Origin of the sequence: Brachybacterium sp. SGAir0954 (genome assembly GCF_005490785.1) — a bacterium.
In the GTDB taxonomy this organism is placed as follows: Bacteria; Actinomycetota; Actinomycetes; order Actinomycetales; family Dermabacteraceae; genus Brachybacterium; species Brachybacterium rhamnosum.
In genome coordinates, this window is sequence record NZ_CP027295.1 from 1,969,013 (window position 1) to 1,995,555 (window position 26,543).

23 protein-coding genes and 2 tRNA genes are annotated in these 26,543 nt (G+C 67.9%); 12 read left to right on the forward strand and 13 right to left on the reverse strand.

Annotation, left to right across the window (positions count from 1 at the left end):
* The first annotated feature begins 22 nt into the window (after positions 1–22).
* On the forward strand, positions 23–505 hold the full coding sequence (locus C1N80_RS08885; RefSeq protein WP_240811070.1) for a hypothetical protein: 483 nt from the start codon (positions 23–25) through the stop codon (positions 503–505).
* Between the two features lie 59 nt (positions 506–564).
* Here the strand turns inward: C1N80_RS08885 and C1N80_RS08890 are convergent, their stop codons facing one another.
* Positions 565–1,002 (reverse strand): YchJ family protein, encoded by a 438-nt coding sequence (locus C1N80_RS08890; protein WP_137770430.1) that lies wholly within the window; start codon positions 1,000–1,002, stop codon positions 565–567.
* Positions 1,003–1,115: 113 nt separating this feature from the next.
* Between C1N80_RS08890 and C1N80_RS08895 the strand changes: the two genes are divergently transcribed.
* On the forward strand, positions 1,116–1,700 hold the full coding sequence (locus C1N80_RS08895; RefSeq protein WP_137770431.1) for a sugar O-acetyltransferase: 585 nt from the start codon (positions 1,116–1,118) through the stop codon (positions 1,698–1,700).
* Positions 1,701–1,769: 69 nt separating this feature from the next.
* On the opposite strand, the gene C1N80_RS08900 is transcribed toward C1N80_RS08895, so the two are convergent.
* Positions 1,770–2,666 carry an NAD(P)-dependent oxidoreductase gene (locus C1N80_RS08900; RefSeq protein ID WP_137770432.1) on the reverse strand — a complete coding sequence of 299 codons (897 nt, stop codon included), beginning with the start codon at positions 2,664–2,666 and terminating at the stop codon, positions 1,770–1,772.
* A gap of 228 nt (positions 2,667–2,894) precedes the next feature.
* Here C1N80_RS08900 and C1N80_RS08905 point away from each other — a divergent pair.
* Positions 2,895–2,968 (forward strand) — tRNA-Lys (locus C1N80_RS08905).
* A 240-nt stretch (positions 2,969–3,208) separates the two neighbouring features.
* On the opposite strand, the gene C1N80_RS08910 is transcribed toward C1N80_RS08905, so the two are convergent.
* The gene (locus tag C1N80_RS08910) at positions 3,209–3,991 is read right to left on the reverse strand and encodes an NAD(P)-dependent oxidoreductase (RefSeq protein ID WP_137770433.1); all 783 of its coding nucleotides are present in this window, start codon (positions 3,989–3,991) and stop codon (positions 3,209–3,211) included.
* A 74-nt stretch (positions 3,992–4,065) separates the two neighbouring features.
* Between C1N80_RS08910 and C1N80_RS08915 the strand changes: the two genes are divergently transcribed.
* A complete protein-coding gene (locus C1N80_RS08915; protein WP_137770434.1) occupies positions 4,066–4,908 on the forward strand; it encodes a PrsW family glutamic-type intramembrane protease in 843 nt (280 codons plus the stop codon).
* 188 nt (positions 4,909–5,096) lie between these two features.
* Entirely contained in the window at positions 5,097–6,194 is a 1,098-nt protein-coding gene (locus tag C1N80_RS08920; protein WP_137770435.1) for an NADH:flavin oxidoreductase/NADH oxidase, read from the forward strand.
* Here C1N80_RS08920 and C1N80_RS08925 read toward each other — a convergent pair.
* Together C1N80_RS08925 and C1N80_RS08930 are read right to left on the reverse strand one after the other, a co-directional pair.
* Positions 6,185–6,931, reverse strand: coding sequence for a Pr6Pr family membrane protein (locus tag C1N80_RS08925; protein ID WP_240811071.1), 747 nt, complete (start codon positions 6,929–6,931; stop codon positions 6,185–6,187). The two genes, C1N80_RS08920 and C1N80_RS08925, sit on opposite strands and share 10 nt — an antisense overlap.
* 73 nt (positions 6,932–7,004) lie before the next feature.
* Positions 7,005–7,781: a GTP pyrophosphokinase family protein gene (locus C1N80_RS08930; protein WP_137770436.1), complete on the reverse strand. Its 777-nt coding sequence runs from the start codon at positions 7,779–7,781 to the stop codon at positions 7,005–7,007.
* A gap of 259 nt (positions 7,782–8,040) precedes the next feature.
* Between C1N80_RS08930 and C1N80_RS15525 the strand changes: the two genes are divergently transcribed.
* Positions 8,041–8,214, forward strand: a complete 174-nt coding sequence (locus C1N80_RS15525) for a hypothetical protein (RefSeq protein ID WP_168198072.1) — start codon at positions 8,041–8,043, stop codon at positions 8,212–8,214.
* An 86-nt stretch (positions 8,215–8,300) separates the two neighbouring features.
* On the opposite strand, the gene C1N80_RS08935 is transcribed toward C1N80_RS15525, so the two are convergent.
* A tRNA-His gene (locus tag C1N80_RS08935) sits at positions 8,301–8,376 on the reverse strand.
* A 145-nt stretch (positions 8,377–8,521) separates the two neighbouring features.
* Here C1N80_RS08935 and C1N80_RS08940 point away from each other — a divergent pair.
* Positions 8,522–8,875: a thiamine-binding protein gene (locus C1N80_RS08940; RefSeq protein WP_137770437.1), complete on the forward strand. Its 354-nt coding sequence runs from the start codon at positions 8,522–8,524 to the stop codon at positions 8,873–8,875.
* 92 nt (positions 8,876–8,967) lie between these two features.
* On the opposite strand, the gene orn is transcribed toward C1N80_RS08940, so the two are convergent.
* Entirely contained in the window at positions 8,968–10,869 is a 1,902-nt protein-coding gene (gene orn, locus C1N80_RS08945) for an oligoribonuclease (protein ID WP_137770438.1), read from the reverse strand.
* Positions 10,870–11,015: 146 nt separating this feature from the next.
* On the opposite strand from orn, the gene C1N80_RS08950 reads away from it, so the two are divergent.
* On the forward strand, positions 11,016–11,570 hold the full coding sequence (locus C1N80_RS08950) for an acyl-CoA thioesterase (RefSeq protein ID WP_137770439.1): 555 nt from the start codon (positions 11,016–11,018) through the stop codon (positions 11,568–11,570).
* Positions 11,571–11,586: 16 nt separating this feature from the next.
* Here the strand turns inward: C1N80_RS08950 and C1N80_RS08955 are convergent, their stop codons facing one another.
* A complete protein-coding gene (locus C1N80_RS08955) occupies positions 11,587–12,084 on the reverse strand; it encodes a MarR family winged helix-turn-helix transcriptional regulator (RefSeq protein ID WP_205750635.1) in 498 nt (165 codons plus the stop codon).
* 194 nt (positions 12,085–12,278) lie between these two features.
* On the opposite strand from C1N80_RS08955, the gene C1N80_RS08960 reads away from it, so the two are divergent.
* Positions 12,279–12,845 carry an OsmC family protein gene (locus C1N80_RS08960; protein WP_137770441.1) on the forward strand — a complete coding sequence of 189 codons (567 nt, stop codon included), beginning with the start codon at positions 12,279–12,281 and terminating at the stop codon, positions 12,843–12,845.
* Here the strand turns inward: C1N80_RS08960 and C1N80_RS08965 are convergent.
* The 4 genes from C1N80_RS08965 to C1N80_RS08980 form a co-directional block, all read right to left on the reverse strand.
* Positions 12,832–13,095, reverse strand: a complete 264-nt coding sequence (locus C1N80_RS08965; RefSeq protein ID WP_137770442.1) for a hypothetical protein — start codon at positions 13,093–13,095, stop codon at positions 12,832–12,834. The two genes, C1N80_RS08960 and C1N80_RS08965, sit on opposite strands and share 14 nt — an antisense overlap.
* A 2,999-nt stretch (positions 13,096–16,094) precedes the next feature.
* A complete protein-coding gene (locus C1N80_RS08970; RefSeq protein ID WP_137770443.1) occupies positions 16,095–17,603 on the reverse strand; it encodes a hypothetical protein in 1,509 nt (502 codons plus the stop codon).
* A 167-nt stretch (positions 17,604–17,770) separates the two neighbouring features.
* A complete protein-coding gene (locus tag C1N80_RS08975; RefSeq protein ID WP_137770444.1) occupies positions 17,771–22,666 on the reverse strand; it encodes a type ISP restriction/modification enzyme in 4,896 nt (1,631 codons plus the stop codon).
* 111 nt (positions 22,667–22,777) lie between these two features.
* Positions 22,778–23,044: a helix-turn-helix domain-containing protein gene (locus tag C1N80_RS08980; RefSeq protein WP_137770445.1), complete on the reverse strand. Its 267-nt coding sequence runs from the start codon at positions 23,042–23,044 to the stop codon at positions 22,778–22,780.
* A 214-nt stretch (positions 23,045–23,258) separates the two neighbouring features.
* Between C1N80_RS08980 and C1N80_RS08985 the strand changes: the two genes are divergently transcribed.
* The 3 genes from C1N80_RS08985 to C1N80_RS08995 all read left to right on the forward strand — a co-directional run bounded on the left by C1N80_RS08985 (position 23,259) and on the right by C1N80_RS08995 (position 25,500).
* On the forward strand, positions 23,259–23,663 hold the full coding sequence (locus C1N80_RS08985; protein WP_137770446.1) for a hypothetical protein: 405 nt from the start codon (positions 23,259–23,261) through the stop codon (positions 23,661–23,663).
* Positions 23,664–23,747: 84 nt separating this feature from the next.
* On the forward strand, positions 23,748–24,467 hold the full coding sequence (locus C1N80_RS08990) for a hypothetical protein (RefSeq protein WP_137770447.1): 720 nt from the start codon (positions 23,748–23,750) through the stop codon (positions 24,465–24,467).
* Entirely contained in the window at positions 24,460–25,500 is a 1,041-nt protein-coding gene (locus C1N80_RS08995) for a 5'-nucleotidase (RefSeq protein ID WP_240811072.1), read from the forward strand. The genes C1N80_RS08990 and C1N80_RS08995 overlap by 8 nt, the downstream gene beginning before the upstream one ends.
* Before the next feature lie 333 nt (positions 25,501–25,833).
* Here C1N80_RS08995 and C1N80_RS09000 read toward each other — a convergent pair whose 3' ends face one another.
* Entirely contained in the window at positions 25,834–26,541 is a 708-nt protein-coding gene (locus C1N80_RS09000) for a hypothetical protein (protein ID WP_137770448.1), read from the reverse strand.
* Between the last annotated feature and the right edge of the window lie 2 nt (positions 26,542–26,543).

Sequence of the window (26,543 nt, forward strand, 5' to 3'; positions counted from 1 at the left end):
GACCGCAACCCGCACGGAGGCAATGGTGGCCAAGAAGCAGAGCCTGGACGACATGCGCGACGAGGCCTACCGGCGTCAGGACAACCTCGCCGCTGACATCGACGAGCTGATCGACCGCGTCAATCCCAAGAATGCAGCGCTGCGCTGGAAGAACGAGCTCGTCGCGTCGCTGAAGGGTTTCTCCGACGCCGGTGACGGGAAGTCCCCCGCGGTGCCCCTGAAGGCCATCGCGGGCGGCGTCATCGGCGTGGCGGTGCTGGGAGCGGGCGTCGCGATCGCGGTCGCCGCCTCCCGCCGCGAGCCCACCCGCGGTCAGAAGGCCGCGAAGGCCATCAAGCAGGGCCGCAAGCAGACCGGTCGGTCTGCGAAGGACGTCCAGAAGGCCCTGAAGAAGTCCACCCTGCCGGGGACCGACGAGGCCGAGCGCTACGCCGGCGAGCTCGCGTCGCTCCTGCAGGAGGCCGCGAAGCGCGCGGAGAAGAAGGCCGCGGCCGTCGGCCGCTGATCGTTCTCTCCGACCGGACGCCCCGGGCCCGCCTCAGCGCGGCCCCGGGGCGTCCGTCGTCAGTGCGAGCCCGGCGCGTTCGTCAGCTCGCCGGAGACGTACAGCCACGTGCCGTCCTCCCGCACGAAGCTCGAGCGCTCCCGCAGCTCCCGCCGCCCCTCCGGGGTGCGGGCGATCGCGGTGAACTCCACGATCCCCTCGGCGTCGAAGGGCCCGCCCGCCTCGGTCGCCGTGACCAGCAGTTGCTTCCACACGAACCCGTCGTCGAAGGAGGACTCGAGGTCCCGGTAGGAGGGGCTCGTGCGGGGGTGCCAGGTGCGCAGCAGGTGATCGGCGTCGTGGACCACGTTGGCGGTGAAGCGCGAGCGCATGAGCGCCTCCGCGGTGGCGGCGCGCTTCGTGCCCGCGAGCAGCGGACCGCAGCATCCGCCGACGGTGTCGCCGCTCCCGCAGGGGCAGCGGGCTGAGTCCTCGAGGGGCGTGGGGGAGATGCTCATCCCCCGATTATCGGGGCGGCGGGGGTCGGCGCGGTGCGGCCGTCGCCGCGAGCGTGCCGAGCGCCTCATCGTGTGCGGCGGATTCCCCGGGTGTACGCCCGTACGCTTGGCCCATGAAGCCCTTCCAGATCGATGAGAACGACCCGCGCCCCGCGATCGAGCGCATGCAGGCAGGGGACTGGTACATCGCGGACGACCCCGCGATCCAGCAGGCCTACCGCCGCGCCCTCGAGGCCGCCGCCCGCTTCGAGCGCGCCTATCCCGAGGACCCCGACGGCTCCCAGGAGATCCTCCGCGGGCTGCTCGGCGAGCTCGGCGAGGGCGCCCACGTGCGCGCCCCGCTGCGCCTGGACTACGGCACCCAGCTGCACATCGGCGCGGGCACCTTCGTGAACTACGGGCTCACCGCCCTGGACGTCGTGGACATCCGGATCGGGAAGGGTTGCCAGCTGGGCCCGAACATCCAGCTGCTGACCCCGATCCACCCGCTCGAGGCCGAGCCCCGCCGGGCCGGCTGGGAGGCCGCGGAGCCGATCACCATCGGGGACAACGTGTGGATCGGCGGCGGGGCGACGATCATCGGCGGCGTGAGCATCGGCGCGGACTCCGTGATCGGCGCCGGCTCCGTGGTGACCAGGGACGTCCCCGCGAGCTCCCTCGCGGTCGGCAGCCCCGCGAAGGTCATCCGCACACTCTGAGCGCACAGCAGAGAGGGGCCCCGCCGTCGTGGACGGCGGGGCCCCTCTCCGCTCTGGGAGCTGCTGCGCTCAGCGGCGGGACCAGCCCGGGGTGGAGGGGCCGACGGTGGGGCGCCAGCCCGTCTCCGACATGAAGCGCACCGAGGAGACGCGCAGCGAGCGCCGCTGCGTCTCGAGCCGGGTGCCGACGATCGCCTGCGTGATCTCCGGGTAGAACTTCGCCGGGGCCGAGGCGCCGGCCTCCGTGGCGAGGTCCTTCGCCCAGCGACCCTTCGTGATCGGCTCCCCGCCCACGTTGTAGAACCCGCTGCCGGCGCGGAGGGCGGCCACGAAGGCGCGACCCGCGTCGCTGTGGTGCAGCAGGGTGATGTAGTCCTGCTGGCCGCCCAGGAGGATCGGGTCGCCCTGGCGGACGGCCTTCAGGGCATGCGTGGTGTGCTGGTCACGGCCGAACAGCTGGCCGAGGCGCAGCACGACGGCGGTGCGGCCCGCGGTCGCGAAGTCGACGGCGGCGCGCATCTCCCGGACGCGCGGGCGGAACGCCTGGTTGCGCACGGAGAGCGGCTCGTCCTCGCCGATCCAGTCCGATCCGTTGCTCGGGTAGAGGTACACCGTGGACTCCTGGACCAGGTGCCTGGCACCGGCGTGCGCGGCGGCCTCGGCGATCGCGACGGAGGCCTCGAGGTGGAGGCGGTCGTCCTCGCGCCAGGCGAGGGGGCGCAGGCCGGACATGCCGACGGGCACGTGGGCGAGGGTGTTGATCACGACGTCGTGGCCGCGGAACGCGCGGGCGAGGTCCCCGGAGGAGAAGACGTCCGCGACGACGGCGCTGCCGCCGCGCCCCTCGATGATGGGGACGCCGGAGTCACGACGGGTGACCCCGGTGACCTCGTGGCCCGCGGCGACCAGTGCCTCGACGGCCTCCTGGCCGAGCACGCCGGTGGCTCCGGTGACGGCGATCCTCACGCAGACCTCCTGTGCGGTGGTGGCGGACCGCCCGGGGTGCGACGGTCCGGGCGTCCGAGTCTAGGAGGTCGAGTCTAGGCGATCCTCCAGGTGGGGCCGGGGAGTCGGCTGGATGGCGGGCGCGGGGCCGTGGCGGGCGCGCCGGGCGGTCGTCGCTGTCAGCTCCCTCACAGAGGGCCCTCTGGAGTTGGCGCACGGCCGGACGGGCGGTAATGTTCTTCTCCGTTGGCGCCATTAGCTCAGTTGGTTAGAGCAGCTGACTCTTAATCAGCGGGTCCGGGGTTCGAGTCCCTGATGGCGCACCCGATGTGAAGCCCCTCGGTCGAGAGACCGAGGGGCTTCGTCGTTCCCGGGTCATGTCGGCCGACGATCCGGCCCGGTGCCCGGCGTCGCCCGGCCCGGTGACTGGCATCCCGGATCCATGTCCGTTTGCGCGGCTGAGTTCCCGTTGTGGAACCCCAGCGCGCAAACGGACATGCCCCAGGGGACCATCGGCCCTCGGGTCGGGGTGGGCCAGTCAGGTCTGGTGCGGGGCGTGGTGGTCAGGACCCGGCGGGCCAGGTGTCGGGGACGTCGGCCCCGCCCTCGACGACGTGCTCGCGGGCGCCCGGGAGGTCCACCCACGAGTCCTGCGGCCGGTACCCGAGCTCGAGCGTCGTGTTGGTCATCGACCAGCGGCGGTTGGGGTTGTCGGAGATCGCGTAGTAGAGGCCGAAGGTGCTCTCCGCCTCGATCGCGCGGCGCACCACGCGCACGCAGTCCCCGGGGCTCAGCCACATCGCGCGCAGCACGTCCTCCTCCGCCTCGAGCGGGTCCTCGGTGACCCAGCCGATGCGCAGGGAGATCACGTCGAGGCCGTGCTCGTCGTGGTAGAAGCGGCCCAGCGCCTCGCCGAAGATCTTCGAGACGCCGTAGAGCGAGTCGGCGCGGGGGAGCGTGTCCGGGTAGACGGGCCACTGCTCGAGGCGGTCGTACATGCCCATCGCATGGTTCGAGGAGGCGAGGACCACGCGGCGCACGCCGGCCTCGCGGGCGGCCTCGAGGACGTTGCGGGTGCCCACGATGTTCGCGCCCAGCACGTCGTCCCAGGTGGACTCCGGGGAGGCGGCGCCCGCGAGGTGGACGACGGTGTCCACGCCGTCCATGAGGGCGAGCACCTCGGGGTAGGCGGAGATGTCGGCCGTGTGCAGGGCGCCCTCCTGCTCGGGGGTGCGCGGGGTGCGGCCGTGCTGGATCAGGTCGTACTCCTCGCCCAGCCCCTGGACGAGGTGGAGGCCCACGCCTCCGGTGGCTCCGGTGATGAGGACGCGGCGTCGTTCGTTCATGCCCCGATGATCCCGTCCCCGGGTGACCTGGGCAACACGCATACTGATCCTCATCGAGTCGAAGGGAACCCGTCATGCCGACCGCCTACCCGTGGTATTTCCGTTTCTCGTGGATCGCCGCCCTGGTGGTGGGGGTGGTCGCCTACGTCGTGCTCTTCGTCGTCATGCTGCTCACCCGGAACTCGACGATGCTCCCGAGCGTCCTGCTGGTCGGCGCGGCGACGGTCCCGCTCACGGTGCTGCTGTTCGCCCAGTCCAGCCGGGCCGGCGCTCTCGTGCCCACCCCCGTCGTGCTCGTCACGGTCGTGCTCGCCGGGCTCGTCGGCATCACGATCGCGGGGCTCGAGGAGTCGATCGCGGGGGCGCTCCTGGGCCGGGAGTCGATCCTGCTCGTGGGGGTCATCGAGGAGACCGCGAAGCTCGTGGTGCCGCTCGTGGTGCTCGCGACCGCGCACCGCACCACCCGCGGCGGCGGGATCGTCGTGGGGATCGCCGCGGGAACCGGCTTCGCGGTGCTCGAGACGATGGGCTACGGCTTCAACGCGCTCCTGGAGAGGGGCGGGGGCCTCGCCCAGCTGGACGCGACGCTCATCCTGCGGGGCGTGCTCGTCCCGGCGGGCCATGTGGCGTGGACCGGGGCGATCTGCGCGGCCCTGTGGCATCTCGTGGCCTCCTCGCGCAAGGTGCTCGCGGTCCTCGAGCTCGCGGCGACCTATGTCGCGGCGATCGTGCTGCACACCGCCTGGGACGCGACCTCCAGCATGGCGGTGCACGTGGTGATCGGCGTGGTGAGCGTCGGCGCGCTGCTCGTGCTCACACTGCGGGCGCACCGCGCGCACGTGCGGGCGGCGGTCGCTCGGGCGACGACGGTCGACGCGTCGTCCGCCGCACGTCCCGGCGGCGTGGCCCCGATCTGACCCACGGACATCGCGCTGGGGTCCGGGCGGGCGGGATGTCCGGATGGTCCGCACCACGATGTGACGGGTCCGACACCTGCGCGCTGCAATGGAGCAGGAAGAAATAAAGCGCGCACGCAACGAGTTGGCCCGGTGGGCCCGCTCCCGAGCGGGCCGGAACATCCCCTCGTGCGAAGGAGACCCCTCCGGTGCCCTCTCAGCTGCTGTCCCCGATCACCCTGCGCGACCTCACGGTGCGCAACCGCATCTGGGTCCCGCCCATGTGCCAGTACTCCGCCACCGGCCGCGACGGCGTCGTCACCCCCTGGCACCTCATGCATTACGGCTCCTTCGCCCGCGGCGGGGCGGGCGCCGTGATCGTCGAGGCCACCGCCGTCGTCCCCGAGGGCCGCATCTCGCCGACCGACCTCGGCCTCTGGGACGACGCGCAGCGCGACGCCCTCCGGCCCGTCGTCGAGCTCGTCCACGAGCAGGGCGCCGTCGCCGGCATCCAGCTCGCGCACGCCGGTCGCAAGGCCTCCACCGGCGCCGAGTGGGGGACCGGCCGCCCCGGCCAGTCGCTCCCGGAGTCCGAGGGCGGCTGGACCACGCTGGCGCCCTCCACGGTGCCCTACGAGGGGCTCGCCGATCCCGTCGCCCTCGACGAGGCCGGGATCGACCGCGTCGTCGACGCCTTCGTGGCCGCCGCCGAGCGCGCCGTCGAGGCGGGCTTCGACCTCCTCGAGATCCACGGCGCCCACGGCTACCTGCTCCACGAGTTCCTCTCGCCGCTGAGCAACCGCCGGACCGACTCCTACGGGGGCGACCTCGCCGGGCGCGCGAAGCTGATGCTGCGCGTCGTCGACGCCGTCCGCGCGCGGATCCCCGAGGGCATGCCGCTGCTCGCACGGCTCTCCGGGACCGAGTGGACCGACGGCGGCTTCGACCTCGAGGAGACCACCCAGGTCGTCACCTGGCTCGGCGAGCACGGCGTGGACATGGTCGACGTCTCCTCCGGCGGCAACGTGCCCGCCACGATCCCGGTCGGCCCCGGCTACCAGACCCCGCTCGCCGCGCACCTCAGCGCGCACACGGACGTGCCGATCTCCGCGGTCGGCATGATCGACGAGCCCTTCCAGGCCGAGCACGTGCTCGTCACCGCCCAGGCCGAGGTGGTCCGTGTGGGCCGCGCGTTCCTCCGCGACCCCGCCTGGGCTCTCCATGCCGTGATCGCGCTGCACGGCGACGCCGAGATCATCCCGCCGCAGTACCGCCGCGCCTACCGGCAGCAGCTGCGTCAGGGCTGATCGCCCCTGCCCTCCCCGCTCCCGGTGCCCTCGGCGCCGGGAGCGGGGACGCCCGCCGGGTGACCGCTCGCCCGGCGGGCCGGGCGTGCCCGGGCGGGGGAGCGCCGCGCCGGGACCGGGCCGCCCCGGGCGAGCCGCCCGCCCGCGAGATGCAGGAGCGTCGCGACGGCGACGAAGGCGGCGAGCGCCACGAGGACCGTCACCAGCACCGGACCCCAGCCGGCGACGGTCGGGTCCAGGAAGGCGTAGGGGTACCAGCCCGTGATCGCGCCGCGGATCCAGGTGAGCGCCAGATAGGCGAGCGGATAGACCAGCCACCACAGGATCCGGGTGCGACGGGCCGGGCCGCGCCGCGGGGTCAGCAGCCAGTCGGCGAGCGCGGCGAGCGGGGCGAGGCGGTGCAGCACGATGCCCTGCCAGCCGATGTCCCAGCGCCCCAGCTCGGAGAGCGGTGCCACGAGCAGCGCGTACACGAGCCCGGTCATCACGAGGTAGAAGGCGACCGCACCGCGCAGGTCGTCGATGCGGCGGGGGAGCACCGCCATCCACGCCGTCGCCACCGCGAGCACCACGAGCATCGCGTTGCTCTGGTTGGTGAAGTAGGAGACGTCCTGCGCGAGCAGCCCGTCGCGGGCCGCGTGCACCGCATCGGAGGTCAGCGCCGCGAGGACCACCGCGGCGAGCGCGAGGCGCAGCATCAAGGCGAGGGTGCTCGTCCACGGAGCCGGGGTCTGCATCGGCTCATGATCCCCGGCGCCCGCGGGGCCGACAACCCCGCGCGGGGGAGACCGGCCGACGGGGCCGCGGTGCTCAGCCCTCCGCGGGCGGTGCGGGCCGCTGGGCGAACAGACTGCCCTCGTGGACGGGCATGGGGCGGATCTCCCCGCGCAGCCGTTCCATGCGGGCGTCGAGGTCGTCGGCGACCCGGGCGGCGTCGTCGAGCTCCGCGCGCAGCTCGGGCGGCAGGTTCCGCTCGTACTTGTAGGAGAGCTTGTGCTCCACGCTCGCCCAGAAGTCCATGGCGATCGTGCGGATCTGCAGCTCCACGGGGACCTGCTCGACGTGCGTGGAGAGGTACACGGGCACCCGCACGATGAGGTGCAGGGAGCGGTAGCCGTTGGCCTTCGGGGAGGCGATGTAGTCCTTGACGGTGAGCACCTCGAGGTCGCCCTGCGCGGCGAGCATCTCCGCGACCCAGTAGGCGTCGGAGACGAAGCTGCAGGTGATGCGGATCCCCGCGATGTCGTGGATCCGCTCCCGGATCGCCCGCACGGTCATCTCCCCCTCAGTGCGCAGCGCCTTCTCGACGAGGGACTCCACGGACTTCAGCCGGGTGCGCACGTGCTCGATGGGGGAGTAGTCGTGCATCTGCTCGAACTCCTTGCGGAGGATCTCCACCTTTGTCAGGACCTCGTCGATCCCGAACTGGTAGTGCATCCGCAGCTCGGTGAACTCCTCGAACACCTGGCGGAGCTGCTCCGCGAGCGCCTGCGGATCCGCGCCGACGGTCGCGAGCTGCTGCTGGCGCGCCGCCACCATGTCCCGCACCCGGTCGGGGACGTCGGCGTCTCCAGGCGTCGCGGTCATCGCAGGGTCCTTCCGTCGGGTGCAGGAGGATCGATGGTGACACGGGGAGCTGGCAGACGCCCGGGCGTCCTCGCGCAGTGATCAGCCGCGCTCCACGTCGCCGAGGGCGGCCAGCATGATGCGCAGCACCCGGAGCGCCGCCTCGAGGTGCTCGTCCGGCTGAGCGCCCCGACCGTCGTGCGATCGGCGCTCTGTCCTCGCGCGCTGGGGGACCGCACGGGCGGCTCGTGCGTCGGACCCGGGCGGCAGACTCACGGGCATGAGCACGAAGGAGCGGTACGCGCTGTGGGCCCATCAGGTGCGCGAGCGGGTCGACGCCCGACAGGCGGAGCTCGAGCTCGGCCTGGTCACGCGCGGTCCTCGTGCCTCCACGTGGTGGCGCGACGAGGTCGGCGAGGAGAGCCAGGACCCGGGCGGCTGGGACGCCGCATGAGGAGGGACCGCGGTGCCCCTCGGTGACCGCGGGGCGGGACAGGGGCGCGCAGACATGAAAAAACGCCCTGTCGCCAGGGCGTTTCTTGGGGTGATCGACGGGATTTGAACCCGCGACCGCCTGGACCACAACCAGGAGCTCTACCAACTGAGCTACGACCACCATGTGCGGAGCGAGCTCCGCAACGAGAACCGAGCATACCGTCCTCGGAGCGGATCTCCGCACCACGGAGCGGGATTCGTGGTGTGAGACGCGCCCCATCCGGGCGGGGGCCCCGCCCGGGCGCCCCGTGGAGGAGACTGCAGGCATGATCGTCGCCTTCTCCGTCCAGCCCACCGGCACCCCCTCCGACCCTCATCTCGAGCGCACGCTCGGCGAGGGGGCGGATGCCGCGAGCGTGCACGACGCGGTCGCCGCCGCCGTGCGCGTGGTCCGCGACTCGGGCCTGCCCACCCGCACCAGCTCGATGTTCACCGAGATCGAGGGGGAGTGGGACGAGGTGATGGCCGTGGTGAAGGCCGCCACCTTCGAGGCCGGCCGCTACGGCTCCCGGATCTCCCTCGTGCTCAAGGCGGACATCCGTCCCGGCCACGACGCCGGCGAGCTCGACGGCAAGATCGAGCGCCTCGACGCGGCCGTGGAGCGGCTCGAGCGGGGCTGAACCCCGCGCCTCCTCCCGGTGCGCGGACGGGCCCGGGGAGATCGCCGTGTCGGCGTCGCTCCCCGGGCCCGTCGGCGTCGGGGTCGCTTCCCTCAGACCTGGCTGTCCAGGAGCCCCTCGCGCAGCGCCTCCGCCATCGCCGGGGCGACCGGCAGGCGCGGGATGATCGTGGCCTGGAAGGCGTGGTAGATGTCCGGCTTCCCGGGCCAGGTCACGCCCTGCACCTCGTTGTCCGCGTCGAGCTCGTGGAACCATGAGCCGCCCTCGGCGTCCAGCAGGTACGTGGAGACGTACTCCCACCACTGCTCGTAGCGCTCGGCCCACACCGGGTCGCCGGTGACGCGGTACATGACGGCGGCGGCGCCCACGGCCTCCGCCGCGACCCAGTGCATGCGCTCCTGGGCGACGGGCTTCCCGTCCCAGTCCACCGTGTAGACGAAGCCCGGCGCGCCGTCGAGTCCGAAGGTCGCCGCGGACTTCTCCATGAGCGCGGTCGCCGCCTCGAGCATCCACTCGGGCGCCTCGCCGTCCGCCGCGATGAGCGCGGAGCGGGCCTGCAGCACGAGCCGCGCCCACTCGATCCAGTGACCGATCGTCGCGCCGTAGGGGCGGAACGGGTGGTTGGGCTCGTCGGCGTTGTACTCGAGCAGCGGGTTCCAGTCGGTGTCGAAGTGCTCCGGCAGCGCCCAGTCGTTGGCGCGCGCGAACTCGTCGATCGCGCGGGTCGCGATGCCGACGGCGCGGTCCAGCCAGCGGCGGTCGCCGGTGACGTCGGCCGCGGCGAGGAGCGCCTCGACGGTGTGCATGTTCGCGTTGATCCCGCGGTAGTCCTCGAGATCGGTGAAGGTGCGGTCGAAGGTGTCGACGCTGAGGCGGGCCTCGGCGTCGAAGAACTTCGCGTCGAGCACCTCGAGCGCCTCGTCCAGGAGCGCGGCGGCGCCGGGCCGGCCGGCGGCGGTCGCAGAGGCCGCGGCGAGCACCACGAAGGCGTGGGCGTAGGCCTGCTTGGTGTCGTCGACGACCTTGCCGCCCTCGACGGCGGCGAACCAGCCGCCGTGCTCGCGGTCCCGGAAGACCCCGGTCAGGGCGGCGATCCCGTGATCGGCGAAGCGGCCGAAGTCCGGGCGCCCCAGGAGGTGGCCCAGGGAGAAGCAGTGCGTCATGCGGCAGGTGATCCACAGCTCCGAGGGACGGGAGAGATCGGGCTCGCCGTTCTCGTCGAGCCAGGCGAAGCCGCCGTCCTCGCGCACGGACTCCGAGCCGAACAGCAGGAGGTCGTCACCCTCGCCCTCGAGCCAGGTCCGATGGGCCGGGGCGTCGAGCCATGGGGTGCGCGGCGGGCGCGCGGCCTCGACGGGGGCGGCGACGGAGCCGGCGGGCAGCTCGAAGGCGCGGGAGGCCTCCTGCGCCTGGGCGGTCGTCGGGCCGGGATCGGCGACGAACAGCACCTGGCGGTAGTACTTGAGCTCCTGGATGGACTCGCGGATGTCCGCGAGCGCCCGGTGGCCGCCGTGCTTCTTGGGGACGTTGTAGTAGACCCGCGGGAACCAGCGCTTGGCGAGCTCCTTGAGGCTCGAGACGTCGATCGTGCGGTAGGAGAGCCAGCTCGCGAACTCCGGCACGTCGCGGTCCAGGAACGCGCGGTCGGTGCCGACGCTGTTCCCGGCGAGCGGCGCCTTGCCCGGCTCGGGGCAGTGCTCCTTGACGTAGGCCAGGCACAGCTCCTCCGCCTCGCGCATGCTCATGCCGCCGTCGAGCTCGTCGATGAGCCCGGAGGTGGTGTGCATGGTGACGACGAAGGGGTCCATGCCGTCGAGCGCCCCGGCCGGGGGCTTCACGACGACGTCCACCCCCTCGCCGAGGATGTTGAGGTCGGCGTCGGTCACGAGGACGGCGATCTCGATCAGAGCATCGTTCTGCTTGTCGAGTCCGGTCATCTCGCAGTCGACCCAGATGATGCGGTCAGAGGCGGCGCGGGCGCTGGTGGAGGTCACGAGCGCCTACCCTACGCCGAGCACCGGCCCGCTCGCCGGGCCCTGCTCGCGGAACCGGGCGCCCCCGTCGGCGCCGCGAGTAGTTACCATCGAGTCATCGTCGCGGGCCCGCCCCGCACGGCACCGTCGCCGGGAGGACCTCACCGATGAACATGTACCTGCGCCTGCTGTGGCTGATGATCCGCCTGCGGCTGCGCCGCGGCCACGCCCTGAGCATCTGGGACACCTCCCGCACGGCGTTCCGCGTCAACCCGCTCGACCTCGACGTGCAGCGGCACATGAACAACGGCCGGTACCTCTCCCTCATGGACCTGGGCCGGATGGACCTCATGATCCGCTCCGGGTTCTGGCAGCACATCTCCGCCCAGGGCTGGTACCCCATCGTCGCCGGGCAGACCATCACCTATCGCCGCTCGCTCACGCTCGGCCAGCGCTACCACCTCTCCACGCGCGTGCTTGGCCACGACGAGCGGTGGATCTACATGGAGCAGGTGTTCCGGGTGGGGGAGACCGTCTACGCCGATGCCATCGTGCGCGCCCGCTTCCTGCGCTGGAAGGGCGGCTCGGTGGACGTCTCCGAGGTGCTCGAGGGCGCAGGCCCGATGCCGGAGCACCTGGTGGTCCCCGACTGGGTCGAGCGCTGGAACGAGGAGTCCTCGGCGCACAGCCGCGCGGTGGGGGAGAACGACCGCGGACGCTGAGCGGACCGGGTGGACGTCAGTCGGCGTCCTCGGCGCGGGTGAGCCGGAAATGGTCCTTGGGATCCAGACCCGCGACGATCGGCTCGAGGGCGTCGGCCAGCTGCTCCATCTGGGCGGGGCTGAGCTTCTCGAGCACCCCGGCGCGCACGGTCTCCAGGTGCCCGGGCGTCGCGAGGATCATCGCGCGCCGGCCGTCCTGGGTGAGCGTCGCATTGGTCGCGCGACGGTCCTCCGGGTGCGGGGTGCGCGAGACCCAGCCGCGGTGCTCGAGCCGCTTGATCGCCTTGGAGAGCCGCGGGAGGGAGGAGTTCGTCGCGACGGCGAGCTCCTTCATCTGCAGCGTGTGCCGCGAGGCGAGGTTCAGCCGGCCCAGGAGCTGGAACTCGAAGTGGGTCATGCCGGCGTCCGCCTGGAGCTCGGCGTCGAGCGCCGCAGGGAGCAGCTCGCAGGTCGCGATGAGCGCCAGCCAGGCCCGTGACTCGGTGGCGTCCATCCTCGGCGGCGTGAAAGTCATGGGGGGCATCCTACGGAGCAGGCGGCCCCCTACTACCGATCGGACACGACATCGATGCAGGTCGCGTCCGGGATGCCGGATTCCCGCGCGTCCGGGGGAGAGGAACGGTGCCGCACCGGGGTCATCACCTGTGCTGATGACGGTATGTGGCGGAGCTTGGTGACCTCCGCGTGCACGATCCCTAGCGTGTGCCCATGACCCTCACCGACAGCACCTCCCTCGACACCGCCCTCGCCGAGAGCGCCGCCGCCCGGCCCGAGCGCCTCACCGCCGCCGGGCAGGCCTGGGGCGAGCGCATCGACGCCCGTCGCGACTCCGCCCACCTCACCTACCGCGTCACCGGCACCGGCGTCGGCTCCGTCGCCTCCCGGATCACCGCCGGCAAGCATGAGTTCGCGGTCGACGAGCCCGCCGCGCTCGCCGGCGACGACCTCGCCGCGAGCCCGGTCGAGGTCGCGCTCGGCGCGCTGATCTCCTGCCAGGTCGTCGTGTACCGCCTGTACGCCCACGCGCTCGGCATCCAGGTGGACGACGTGGACGTCACCGCCGAGGGCGACCTCGACGCCGCGCGCCTCTTCGGCAAGGACGAGTCCGTGCGCGCCGGCTTCGGGGACGTGCGCCTGACCGTGCGCCTCACGGGCCCGGAGACCGCCGAGCGCTACGAGGAGCTCCGCGCCGCCGTCGACGCCCACTGCCCCGTGATGGACCTCTTCCAGAACCCGACCCCCGTCACGACGACGGTCGAGGTCACCGCCTCCTGACGGGATCACGGCCCGCGAGCCGGCGCCGCAGCTCCTGGACGCCGCTGATCACCAGCAGGACCCCCACCACGGCGAGCAGCGTCCACTGCTCGGTCGCGACGGCCGCGACCCCGGCGACGACGAGCGCCGCGAGGTAGACGAACGCCAGCACCCGGTGGGAGACGCCCAGCAGTCGGGCGCCGAGGCGGGTGCCGGCGAGGCGCAGGAGGACCAGCAGCACGATCGCCCCGAGGGTCACGAGCTTCAGCATCGGATCCCTCCTCGTCCGGGCGACAGGTCGGTGCCCCCACCCGGACTCGAACCGGGAACCGACGGATTAGGCGGTAGGGACCCTCATCGCCTCATCACTGCAGGTCAGAGGCATGTAGGTCGCATTCGACAACGAGGTAACCACTTGGTGTGAATCTGCAGGCGTAATACCGTAACTGCCTTCGTTGCTGCTCTGCCTTCGTGGGGTTTCGACGTCGTTTTCTCGTCGTCTCTACGGTGGCATACCTGCAGGTCAGAATGCAAATCGCAGTCCTCATCAGGGTTCCGGCGTGTCCCGTGAAACCTGGAGCGGCGACGTGTAGACATGAGGACGCGGCCCCCGTTGGTCCCGGATTGCAGTCCGGGCGGAGGCCGCGTCGGAGATCACTTCATGCGCCAGAGTACAACCGGCGCGCGCGTCATCGCATCCGGGCGCGCCGCCTCCACTGACCCACTTGTGTCCGCGAGTCCGTGCGCGTCGACGCGCACGCGGGTCGACGCGGAGCGAGTTCTCATTTTCCTTCAGGTCCCTGCCGAGGGTGCTCGTGCCCTCGCCGTCCGCGACGTAGCTCTGAGCCTCGGTCTCTCGGTCCCTGCGGCCGGGCAGAGGATTCGTGACCTCCTGGGACTATCTCTTGCCGAGCTCCACCCTCCATCCAAGAACTCTGCACGGGTGGTCGCAACCCGCGACGATCCGCTGTTGGATGCGCGGCTCGTCGAGCCCCTTCTCGCATGGGATGAAGGGGCTTCGGAAGTGTTGTCCGCTCTGAGGGCACTGATCGATGCTCCTCCACCCCACCTCGACCCAACGCATGCGGCGTTCGATCCAGATGGGCTCACCGCGGCCGGTTGGTTCGTTCTCGCTCTGGACTGGTTGCGGATCCCTTTGTCGCCTGCACTTCAAGCGGTGGCCTCGTCGTGGCCGCTCCCAGTAATCCGGAGCGCGGCACGGCGGCGTCCGTCTGCTGCGCGCTCGGTTCTCATGTCGTTCGCGCGATATGGCGGACTCGCGGCAGCACGCGACCAGCTTTCAGAGGCAGTCGCAGCGGATCGTGAGGTGTGGAGGGCGGAGAACGGGGCCCCTGGGCGGGTTCCTACCCCTCAGGCAGTCCGGCCCAGGCGTGAACAGACGAATGGGTCCTGTGTCAGCCTCCTCCGAGGGATCCTCGAAGGAGTCCTCCTGGCCCTGGCTCTCGTATTCGCCGTCGTGCCTAGGGCGACGTGCGCCTTGGCCGGAGGCTTGTGGGCACGAGCCTTCAGGATGAGGCCTCCGCCGCAGACCTCGATACAGGACGTGTTTCCTGCGGCGGATGCGGATGACTGGTCGCGATAGCGCAGATCTCATCGGTGCGCTCGTGCCTCGTGTTGTGGCCGATGGGGCTTTGGGAAGGAATGGCGATGTTCGGGGTAGGTAGTCTGGAATGGTCGACTTGCGGAAGGTCGACTTTCCTGCGGCGAGGCGCCACTGGCGAGCTTCCCAGGATCCACTGACGGGCGTGTGGAGGCGCAATGATGGACAAGCACCGTGGAATCAGGACGGCGGCGGCCACCGCTGAACGCCGTCAGCTGGCAGAGACTCGCCGGCGTGCACGGGCCGCGATGGTGCGTGCCGGAATGACTCCGGACGAGATAGCCACGGTCATGGGGACGTCTCCTGGTGCAGTGAAGCAGGCGCTGGCAAGGGACATGAGAAACTCGGGCTCCGAAACGCCGCAGGTCGACGAGGATGGGCTCGTCTGGGCGAGCTGATCTCGAAGGTCTGGAGTTTCGAGACCATTGAGGGCGAAGGTCTAGAAACTCGAGACCCTCCCAGCCGGAGAAGGTCTGGAGTTTCCAGACCCTTGGTGAGTGTCGAGTGGAGCGCGAGGGGTACTCAACCTGCGGATCGGCCTGCACTTAGGCCTGCACTTGGGTGTGAATCGTTGTGCAGAGTGCTCGCCATCGATGTGCTCTGATCGCATCGTGGCTCGCGGGGTGCTGATTGGCGTGGCAGGGACGCAGTTGAGAAGGTCGCGAGCCGGACTGGAGCCGTGGGTCACTACGTTGGCGTACCGATGGTGGCGTCCATCGTCTCGCACTGGTCCTGACGTCGTGTCTGTATGGGTGTCGTGAGCTTGGATCGGCCTGGCGATACGCAGGTGCCTTCGCGGGGGGCAATCGAGGGTGCGAGTGGGATAGAACTTCTGGTTGAGGGAGATGGGGGAGACGGTCGCGGATCTGGCTTCGAGGATGGAGAAGATGCGGGGAGGCCTCGATTCCTGTGGGTCCATGGAGGTTCAAGAGGGCAGGTCGTAGTCCGCGGTAGACCACTGTCGCCGTGTGAGGTCTGTTCCTCATCCCGATGAGGTCCCTGTGGGTGCAATGGGCGCAAAGGATCCAATGACTCCAATGGAGGTAATGCCCCCAAAGGATGCAATGTCTCCAATGGTGGCATTGGAGACCTCGGGGGTGCCGGTTCCGTCGGATGAACCTTAATTTCCCGGAGGAAGTGCGAGCGGCTGTGCGATGGCGCGGTTTCCTCGCGTTGCACCTGTGAGCACTCGCTGACAGTGCTTTCGCGCCCATCCGGGTGTCCATTAGATCAATCAGTTTTCCAGGGCGAAGCTGTCTTGAGGACCCAGGACTGCGTGACGACGTCGTTCGCGCAGGAGAGCCTATGAGACCTTACTTGATCGAGTGAGGTCGTCACCATCGGGGTACAGAGGATTCAATGCCTCCAATGAGGTCTACGCCTGGTCCAACGAATGCATCCGTAAGTGGAACGTGCATCTGCGGTAGCGGGCCGGGAGTGGCTGCGCTCGTCGGGTATGGGCGACCCTGGTGCCGCCACGGGAGGACGCTGGCCGTTCATCCTCCCGTGTTCCCTTCTGCGGGCACCTTCTCCGTGGCGCTCGCAGCTCGGGCATCCTGTTGAGGTAGCGATGTCCACCCACCCCGTCCCCTCGTTCCTTCCCGCACCCATCCCGCACTCGCGATCTCTTGGCGCCTCCAGAGCGCTCTTCAATCGTCCCCGAACACGCGGGAAACTACAGGATCCGGGCATCCAAGGAGGCGCAGTGCATGGGCGCGCACGATCTGCTCAAGCAGGGTGACGACTTCGTCGAGATCGTCGGACGGATAGCCACGGTTCCCATGGGCAAGGTCGTTGCGGACGATCCGTAGTGCCGCCGGTGCGGACTCTGCTCGTTCAGAACTGAGCAGGCCTTTGACAAGAACGGTCTTCTTGAGGGCGTCCATGCCGTTGACTGGTAGGGAACTTGCCATCGCGCTCAGAGCGCCGTCGAGGTTGCTGATCGGTCTCTTCATTAGGAACTTCTTGAGGAACCGGCGATCTGCGTCGGTGAGAATCTCTGTGCCCGTCTCCTCCTCAGTGCTGCTCTCACCGGCCAAAGGCTGGAGCTTCTCTAGCAAGGCGGTGCGGCGTTGTGTGTGTACTTTGACCTGGTCCTCGTACTGCTCGCGGGTCTCGGCTCCATGCATTCCCTCCAGTGCCTGAATCAGGAGCAGGAAGCGAGATCGCGGGTGTTGGTCCTCCGCGTGAAGCATTGAGCCGTACGTCTCTGCAAGCGGATGGTGCTTGGCTTCGAGGTCTCGCCATCGGGAGACGAGCTCCAGCAGTGAGAGGTCATCCTCATATGCACTCACCGCGCTTGATGCGCCTCTGACTGCGTCAGACGATGACTCGTACGGTTCCTGGGTGATTGCCGTCCCGAAGACTTGGAACCAGCCACTCTCTGCTTCAAGTTCGACGGCAAGGTAAGTCAGATCCTGGGCTTTTCCTGTTGCAATGGCGACGAATCGTCGTAGCGGTTCGACGTACTCGTCCACCAAGCCGCGGAGCGTCAGGCTTTCTTCGAGCTGCAAGGTTGCGACAGGGCTGAATCGCAGCCGAAACTCGAAGGCATCCGTGGTTCGCATGCGGCCGTCATAGCTCACGCGGAGGGTCGCCGTTTCGGAAGCCCACTCACAGCTTGCCTCGGGATTAGTGCGAGCAGCCCACTCTCGTATAGTTGATTCAGAAGATGATGGAAAAGACACTTCGTTGATCGGGGCCGTACCGAGGACAGCATCGAGCGCAGTAGTCTGAATGCGTGCCCCTTTGATCATCGGACGCGACTGATCCGAAGGATCCGTAGTGGGCTTTCCCGGAGCATAGTGGCCATGTCCCCGCCCGAGCAGTGCCGCACTGCCGCTGATTCTCCCCGCACCAGTGCTCCAGTACGTAATCGTCGCGTCCAGCACGAGGAGGGTGCCGCCGTTCGCTAGAACCGCGCGCAGCACAGGGGCTTCTGTGCGTTGAGGGAACGCGAAGCGCGCTTGGCCGGGTGTGCTGGAGGTGTTTAGAAGCGGCACCTCGCCATGCACGCGACCTCGAGGAGGCCAATTTGGTTGCACGTCTACGCTCCCCGATAACGCTCGCCAGCCGCCCGCGCCGTCGGGGATGCTCCACGTGCACAAGTACTCATCTGGGTCGTAGCTCAGCTCGAGAGCTTTCTTATCCTTCTTCATGTGACTCTCGCTTCTGCTACTTCCGCTCGGTTGTCGAGAGGTGAAGGGCGGTGCTGTCTTGTAGGGCGCCGCGCGACAGGGAAATGCCCGTTCTTTGCGATGTCGCCGTATAGGTCACCTCCGGCGAGACTTGCGCGTGGACGGATCGACCATGGCCACCCTGCCCTTCACTCAGCATCGAGTTTGGGCAGAGCTTCGACAATCTCTACGGTGCGGATCGCCACGGTGACGACCTTTTGGAGGAGGTCGAGGATGTAACGCGGGTTACCGTGCTCGATACCCCATTGATTTGGATCGTTGACGATGCCCGACGTATTGTCGGTGACGACCTGGTACTGACTGATGATCCATTCGATCGCGCTGCGGGAGCCCAGATGGTAGCGGTATGCCTCCTCGGGGATGCCGCGCACCGTGATCTGCGGGTTGAGGATCAGAGTGTCGGGGGCGTCGGCAGGTTTCTGACCGGCGGGGAAGCGCATCTTCTGCACGCGGTAGTACTCCGCTGTCTCCTCGGGGCCGCCGAGCGGCGGCTGTTCCCCGCCGACCACCTCCAGCGGATACCGGTCAGCGTCCTCGTAGTCGGCATGCAGGTGGAACAGCTCCCGGCCCGCGGCGGCGAACGCCGGAAACGTTCCCGCGGGAACGTCCGGCACGCGCGGGAGCATCTGCTTCAGCTCCCCGGCGTAGCGCTCGCGGTACTCGGGGGAGTGCAGCAGACCGTAGAGGAAGAAGAAGACGTCATCCTTGGTGACCTCGTTCCCGTACCGTTCGCGCATCAGCCGGTGGAACTCGTCAGTGATGTTGTCGACGCGGCGATAGCCGTCGACCGCCTCGCCGTCGACGTCCAGAGAGAGGGTGCCGTCGTCGACGGGCTCCCAGCGGTAACGGGGGAAGAACTGGCCGTTTGAGGACCCCCAGAGAGCGAGGTCCGGCACGAGTCGTGAGGCCAGAACGGAAAATGCCTTGTCCGAGCCAACGCCGGTCACGTAGAACCCGTAGTTGTCGTGCTTCGCGGTGGGAAAGTAGCGGCGGGCAACGGCGGGGAGGTAGACGAGGCCGTCCGAGTGGTCGATGTGCTGGGCCATGAACGGCCGGTAGAGGCTGAGCGTGGTGCGGCCTGGCTGGCGCGTGAGGGGGCGGCCTTTAGCGAGACGGTCTCGGAGCGACCTGTTCCACTTGATGCGGGTCTCGTCGGTGATGACAACGCCGACGGTGTCCGGCCCCTTGGGCGAAGCGAGCTTGTGGGTTTCGGCGTACTCGGCGAACCGTTCACGCTCGGCGTCGTAGGTCTCGATGAACCGGGTCAGGTGGCTGTTGAGAGCGGCGCTCGATGAGTTGTAGACCCAGGCATCACGGTTGGTCTCCAGGCCGCGCGAGTAGTCCCCGAAGGCTCGGAGCTCACCCCCCGCTGTGCCTCCGAGGATGGGGTAGGTCAAGTAGTCCTCGTCGCGCTGGTTGATCCAGTCGTCGTGGCTATTGGGGGTGATCTTGCGCCAGGTCACGGAGTCAAGGGTGGAATCCGCGACGATGCGGAGCTTGTCCTCGCGGGTGAGGTAGTCGCCGATGTCGCGGTAGTGGATGGTCGCGGGTCCCTTGTGGTGCTTCGTGCGGACCAGGAGGAAGATCGCCACAGTGTTGCGGCTGCCGGAGCCGAACACCTTTCCACCCTCCTTGCGGCTCGTCTCTCCGGCGGTGCGCTGGTTGCCACGGAGGTTGAACACGTAGATGGAGGTGAACTCATCAGCGAGGGTCTTGCGGACTCCTGCGGCGGTGTTCCCCTCGATCCAGCCGCCGTTGGTGACGAAGCCGATGACGCCTTCGTCGCCGATGCGGTCGCTGGCCCAGCGGATGGCGCGCATGTAGGAGTCGTAGAGGCTGTTCTTGTTCGTCGCATCCGTCCGTGCGGCGAACGTGTCTCGCACGCGAGCGTCGAGAGTGGGGTACTTGACGTTGGCGTTGTCGTCGTTGCCGGAGGTTTGGCCGACGGAGTAGGGCGGGTTGCCGACGATCACGCGGATGTCGAGCTTCTTCTGGGCTTCTGCGCGGGAGTTGTTCGCGGGGAAGACAGTCTCGTCGATGAGGTCGCCGTCTTCGGTGAGCTGGAACGTGTCCGTCAGGACGATGCCGTCGAACGGCTCGTAGTCCTCCACCGACGGGTTCACCCCGTGGGCCTGGGCTTGGAGGTCGTGGAAGGTGGTCTCGATGTTGATTGCGGCGATGTAGTAGGCGAGCAGCAGGATCTCGTTCGCGTGCAGCTCTGAGGCGTACTTGCGTGCCAGATCGGCGGGGTCGATGAGCTCGGACTGGAGCAGGCGCACGATGAAGGTGCCGGTGCCGGTGAAGGGGTCGAGCACGTGGACGCCTTCGTCGCTGATCGAGCGGCCGAACTCCTGCTTCAGGACGTCGCCCACGGAGCGGAGGATGAAGTCGACGATCTCGATGGGGGTGTAGACGACACCCATGGCGTCGGCTGCGCGGGGGAAGGCGTTCTTGAAGAAGCTCTCGTAGAGCTCGGTGATGATCTTCTGCTTGCCCTCGGCGTTGTCGATCCCGGCCGCCCGCAGCCGCACAGAGTCGTAGAACTTCTCCAGGGACTCCGCCTCAGCGTCCACATGCATCGCCGTCAGTGCATCGACCATGCGGTCCATGACCTGGGAGACGGGGTTGTGTTCTGTGAAGGCGTAGCCCTCGAAGAGGGCATCGAACACCGGCTTGGTGATCATGTGCTGGGCGAGCATCTCGATCGCCCCGTCCCGGGTGATCGACTCGTTCAGGTTCCGTCGCAGCGCATCGAGGAACACCCCGAACTGCTGGGAGGCCGCGGTGTCAGGATCGTCCACGAGTGCGGTGATGCGGGCGATGTGGGCCTGGGCGATCTGGGCGATGTCCTTGGCCCACTGGTCCCAGTAGGTGCGGGATCCGACCTTCTTCACCATCCGCGCGTAGATCGCGTTGCGCAGCTCATCCATCTGCGAGAGCCGCAGCGCCAGCGCGCCCTGGGCGTTGCCTGCGGAGGGGTCGTCGGAACCGGGGCCGTCACCGGATTCGTTGCCTGGATCGTCTGCGCCCCCGTCGGACCCGTAGCCGACGCCCATGACGTTGATCTTCTCGTCGCGCTTCGTGTTCAGCTCGACCTTGTTGACCATCGCGTCGAACCGCTCGTCGTGGGCGCGCAGGGCCTGCAGGACGTCCCAGACGACTTGGAAGTTGCGGTTGTCGTCCAGCGCCTTCTCTGGCGCGACACCCGCGGGGACCACCACAGGAAGGATGATGTAGCCGTACCGCTTGCCCTTCGCCAGGCGCATGACGCGGCCCACGGACTGCACCACGTCAACGACCGAGCGGCGAGGGTTCAGGAACATCACCGCATCCAGCGAGGGCACGTCCACGCCCTCCGACAGGCAGCGGGCGTTGGACAGCACTCGGCAGGTGTCCTCCCCAGCGTCCTCCTTCAGCCAGTCCAGGAGTTCGGCGCGCTCCATCGCGTTCATCGTGCCGTCCACGTGGCGCGCCCGGACGGCGAGGAGGTCTTCGGGATTCTCGTCCTCGTGGTTTTCGATGTAGGTGGAGACGACGTCGGTGAACTGCTCGGCGATCTGCTTCGAGGATTTGATGTCCTTCGCGAACGCGACCGCGCGGTGCATCGGCTGGGGGTCCAGTCCGAAGGCGTGCTCGGCGTCTCCGCGCTTGGCCAGGCCGTTCCAGCAGCCGATCAGTCGCGTGGCATCGTCGAGGGTCAGCTCGCCGTTCTGGGCGAAGGCCTCTTGCATCGACTCGTTGACGGCTTCTTGATTCACCGTGAGGATCAGAACCTTGTAGTCGGTGAGCATCCCCAGGCCCGCTGCTTCACCGAAGCCCAGACGGTAGAACTCCGGGCCGAACACGTCCTCGTCGTCCATCGACGCCAGGACAGCCTGCGCCTTCCCAGCTTTCGCCTTCGAGGCATCGTCGTAGATGCGCGGAGTCGCCGTCATGTACAGGCGCTTGGACGCCTTGAGGTACTTAGGATCGTGGACCCGCACGAACGCGGACTCCTCCGTGCCCGCGAGCGTCGCGCCTGTGGTTCGGTGCGCCTCATCGCAGATCACCAGGTCGAACGGTTCGAGCCCGGCGATCTTCTGCGCCTGCGCGACGACGTCGATCGACTGGTATGTCGCGAACACGACCCGCATGCCCTCGCCGTTCGTGCGGGCGTCCTTCATCCGCTGCGCCAGGCGCTCCGGGTCCGTGGTCGCAGGCAGCGCAAGGTCCACGACCGAGATCTCCGCGGTGTCCTGTGAGGACTTCCGCCCCTGGGAGGCCTTCGCGTCCGAGCACACGGCCATCGACGTGATACCCAGCTCCGTGTTGTTCGACCACTCGCGCAGGGCCTGGGAGAGCAGGGCGATCGACGGCACCAGGAACAGGACGCTGCCCGCAGCGCCCACGTACTCCTCTGCCAGGCGCAGCGACGTGAACGTCTTGCCGGTCCCGCATGCCATGATCAGCCGGCCACGGTCATGCTCCGAAAACCCATCGGTCACGTCCTCGATCGCCGTGCGCTGATACGGACGCAGGTCCGACGCGCCCGCGAGGGAGAGAACTGTGGGGGTTGCCGGGTCAAAGAATGCCCAGTCGACTCGGGAGTCCTCGAAGTCTTCCAGCCCCAGGCGCCGTACCGGGATCGCCTGCTCGCGGATCGTCTCCTCGGCGTTCGCTCCCCACTGCGTGGTCGTCGAGACCACGAGACGCTCCGAGAACCCACCACGACCCGAGGCCGCGAGGAACTTGTCCAGGTCTCCCTTCGAGATCCGATGCGTGGGCGCGTAGAACTTGCACTGGATCGCCGTCAGCCCGCCATCGCGCCGCTCGGCCACCAGGTCGATGCCCGTGTCGTGCCCCCACTTGCCCGGCCACTGGTCCCACATCCACACCGTCGAGAACTGACTCGCCCACAGCGGATCCGTCTGCAGGAACGACTTGGTGAACTGCTCGAACCGCGTTCCCTGATCGGCCGTCGACGTGGCCTCGTTGTACATGCGGTCGAAGAGCTTCAGCGCGGTGAGCGCCGTGGGAGCAGACATGTGCCCCAGTATCTCTCAGGTGTGCTGGTGTAGGCCGCGACGTGCGAGAAGTACGGCTTCCGCGCGTGCGGTCGACTTGCAGTCAAGGACGTGGGGTTTCGTCCGAGAGGGTCATGGCCGATGGGCGGCTTGCGGTCGATCGCCGCACAGGGACTCCGCGAGGTCGCCGATCGGGGTGCCGAGCGCGTGCGCGACATTGTGCAGCACCCGAACGCTCACGGCGTGGTCGCCCGCTTCGAGCCTCATCAAGGTCGTGCGATCGATTCCCGCAGCCCCGGCAACCGCGTCGATGCTGAAGCCACGGGCAGAACGCGCCTTTGCGACCTCCATCCCGAGCGCTCGCAGATCTGCGTCGGGAGAGGGGGTGGGTTGGGTCACCTCGCAAGGCTGGGCACTTCAGAGCACCAGTACAGTCGCAAATTTGCGACTATCGTTGTCTACGACATCACACCTCGGCGTCGCCTACAAGGAGGAGAGGCACATGGCTCGGAGAGGGCGCACGCACGCTGCAGGCGCGACGGCAGGACTGGTAGCCGTCGGCCTCGCTCTGGCGGGATGCGGCAGCACGAGCGAGTACGAAGGGGAGTTCACCGTGGCGAACGGGGACTCCTCCTTCTATGTCGGGAACCTGCACCGCTCCGACACCGTGACCGTCACGTGCAGTGAGAAGGGCGGGACCATCACCGCCACGATCACCGCGAGCGACGACGGGGCCGAGTTCACGACCACCCAGCCCGACGAGGGCAGTGGACTCGCGGGCGGAACCCTGACCATGGACGGCGAGGAGTTCACCTGGGAGGTCCGCGACGGCGCGACCGCCGACGACGAGAAGCCCTTCGTGGACGAGATGCAGACCGGGGAGCCTGTCTCGTGGTCCGACACCGGCATCCTGGAGTTCGGCTCCGGTCTGCGCCAGGCGACCACCAAGAGCGACGAGGGCGAGGTCCGCGTCCAGATTCCCGGGCAGGTGGACTGCTCAGGCGGTTCTGGGGGCTGACTCACCCCTGGGTGGCGCGCCGCCGGGCTCAAAGGTTTTCCCTCCTTGCCTTAGACCATCTTCTCTTCCTCCGAAAGGAAGCACATGGCCAAGCTCTGGACATCCCCAAGATCGGGGTACACGTACGACGTCACGAGCAGGGATAACCATGGGTACTGGAAGGTGGTGGACGCGCCGACCTTCGTGACCTTCGGTGCGGTGATGTCGCAGTTCGCGGTGCTCGGAGGTGTCACCCTGGTTGCGGGTCTGTTCGCTGCTTTCGGTGTCGCCTTCCTGTTCGTGGGCATCACCATGGGGATCGCCCGATGGTTCGTCACGCCTATCGTCCTGGCGGTGGTGTGCCTGACTCTGCTGGCACTGCCCGAGGGGCGGCGCCGTTGGCCGCTTCTGGTGGGAGCCTGCGCGTTCTGCATCGTCATACTCCTCCCGGCGACATTCGTGTCCATGTATCTGCTCGCGCACAGCCGCGACACCATGGGGCTCGGCTACGCGTGGGCGGCGAGCCTCCCCTTAGTGCCCTTGATGTTCCTGGTCATGAGCGTATGGCTCGCAATCCGTCGGTCCTGGTGGGTCATGGCGCTCGCGCTCTTCGTGTTCGTGATGACGGCACTCATGTCGGTTCTGCCATGGATCGATGCCCTGTTCTCTGTCAACGAGATGACGGGACTCGTCCCGCCGGCCGCAGGATCCATGGCGATGGACAACATCCTGAGCGTCCTCACCTACCTCGTCGTGGCGGCGATCCTTTCAGTGGTGTCGGGGCAGGTGGCTCTGTACCTGGAGCGCAGGAGCGTCGGTGCCTGACACCACGACAGTCGCCTCAGTCCCTACGTCCTGCCTAAGTGCCGTGGGTAAGCTAGCCGCAGAAGCGACCGTAGGCGTCGCGCTTGAAGGAGGTAAAGTGCCTTACCGACTTGATGATCTGCTAGTGGTGGGGGTGGCTTCAAGCGCCCTATTCAATCTTAATGAGTCCGATAGGTTTTTCCGAGAGCATGGCGAAGATGCGTATCGCAAGTATCAGGACGATCGAATAGATGACACCCTGGAGCCCGGAGTTGCCTTTTCTTTCATAAAGCGCCTCCTGGGTCTTAATGACCTCGTTGAGGGTGGCGGCAAGCTCGTTGAGGTTATTGTCATGTCCAGGAATGACCCCGACACTGGGTTGCGAGTCATGAAATCTATTCAGGCACATGGGTTGGATATTACTCGAGCGATTTTTATGCAAGGCCGCTCTCCCTATCGCTTCGGGAAAGCATTGTCGATGTCCCTATTTTTATCGGGTGATGCAGAGGACGTCAAGGATGCGATTAAGCAGGGGGTTGCTGCCGGCCAGGTGGTCGGGGACCCGCAGGCTTCTCCGGAGAGTGGGGATCTTAGAATTGCCTTCGACTTTGACGGAGTGATCGCTGGGGATGAATCGGAGCAGGTTATGCAGGAGAGCGGTCTCGAGGCATTTCATGAGCATGAGACTGAGCGTGTGGCGGAGCCGATGATGGAGGGGCCGCTATCAGATTTTCTTCGAGGCATCAATCGCGTACAGGACGTAGAAGATGCATTAGTTCGCGAGGCGAAGACGGACGGGGCCGTCTATAATAGGCGTCTACATGTAGCTATCGTGACTGCTCGAAATGCTCCTTCTCATGAGAGGGCGATCAAGCACCTGCGTTCAGTCGGATTGCGGGTGAATGATGCATTTTTCCTTGGCGGGGTAGACAAGGCCGGGGTCCTTGAGGTGCTGAAGCCTCATATTTTCTTCGACGACCAACGGGGGCATTTGGAAGGGGCGCAGAAGGTTGTGCCTAGCGTTCACGTTCCTTTCGGCGTAACGAACGTGTAGTCCGACTCTTGCTAGGTGCCGGGATTGCACGGCACCTGCTCGTAATACTCGATAGCTTTGACCAACGCGACCGCGGGGTGACGGGGGTGCGTGGTTTCTAGGAGAGTATTATCCATCTTGTGCTCTATCTGCCTGTTCCAGTCAGATCGATTGCTTTTCGATCGGATCATTAGGCGCCTCGATTGTCACTTTGCGGCAAAACGGGGCCCTGCTGGTCCTCGCGACTGAGAGGCGGGCGCGGCACCGCAGCGAAGAGATGGGTCCGGTCTTCGATCGGACCCATCTCGCTAAGTGGCTGTCCCTAACCCGCGGGCGGGACGTGGATTTCTGGGGTCAGATGCTCATTTCGAGCTTGGTGTCGACAGCAGTGGCTCCGGCCTCGAACCCGGCGACGGCCCCCCGCTGTACGGAGATCCACAGATGCTCCCGCTCTCGATCCAAGCGGTCCTTCCCGAACACGGCCGAGCGGGCGGAGGGAGAAAGGGGCTGCGTCTCGAACCAGCGCCGCCGAGTCGTCAGGTCGAGTGAGTAGCCGGTCACGTGGCGGACCAGGGAGCCGTCCACGAACCCCTTGATCGAGGGTGCGAAGATCGCCCCTACTGCCTTCGCGCGCTGGGCGTTCTCCTCTGACATGGGCCACACTCCCGAGATCCCGGCCCACTCCTCGGCCTTGGACAGGCCTGCCAGGTTGGCAAAGTCCCAGCCCGCCCAACGCCGGGGCTGGAGACTGGGGTGGAGGGGGTCGCAGGGGCCGCTTGGGCGGAGCGGGCCGATCGAGACCCGTAGCACGCTCAGGCCAACGCCGTTGATGACGCGGGTGCGGGAGAACAGATTCTCCACTTCCTCGGAGTTGACCATGGCGGGGGTGGTGGAGGTGGTGAGGCGATGCATCGTGACGAGGTCCGCGATGCAGGCGGGAGTCACGGTCGGAAGCTCCTGGGCGTGAAGCTGATATGCGCCCCTGAGGTGCAGCACGTTCGCGCCCCGCAAAGCCTCGGTGGCTCGGCGTGCGGCCTGCTCGATGGTGATGATCTCGGACATGG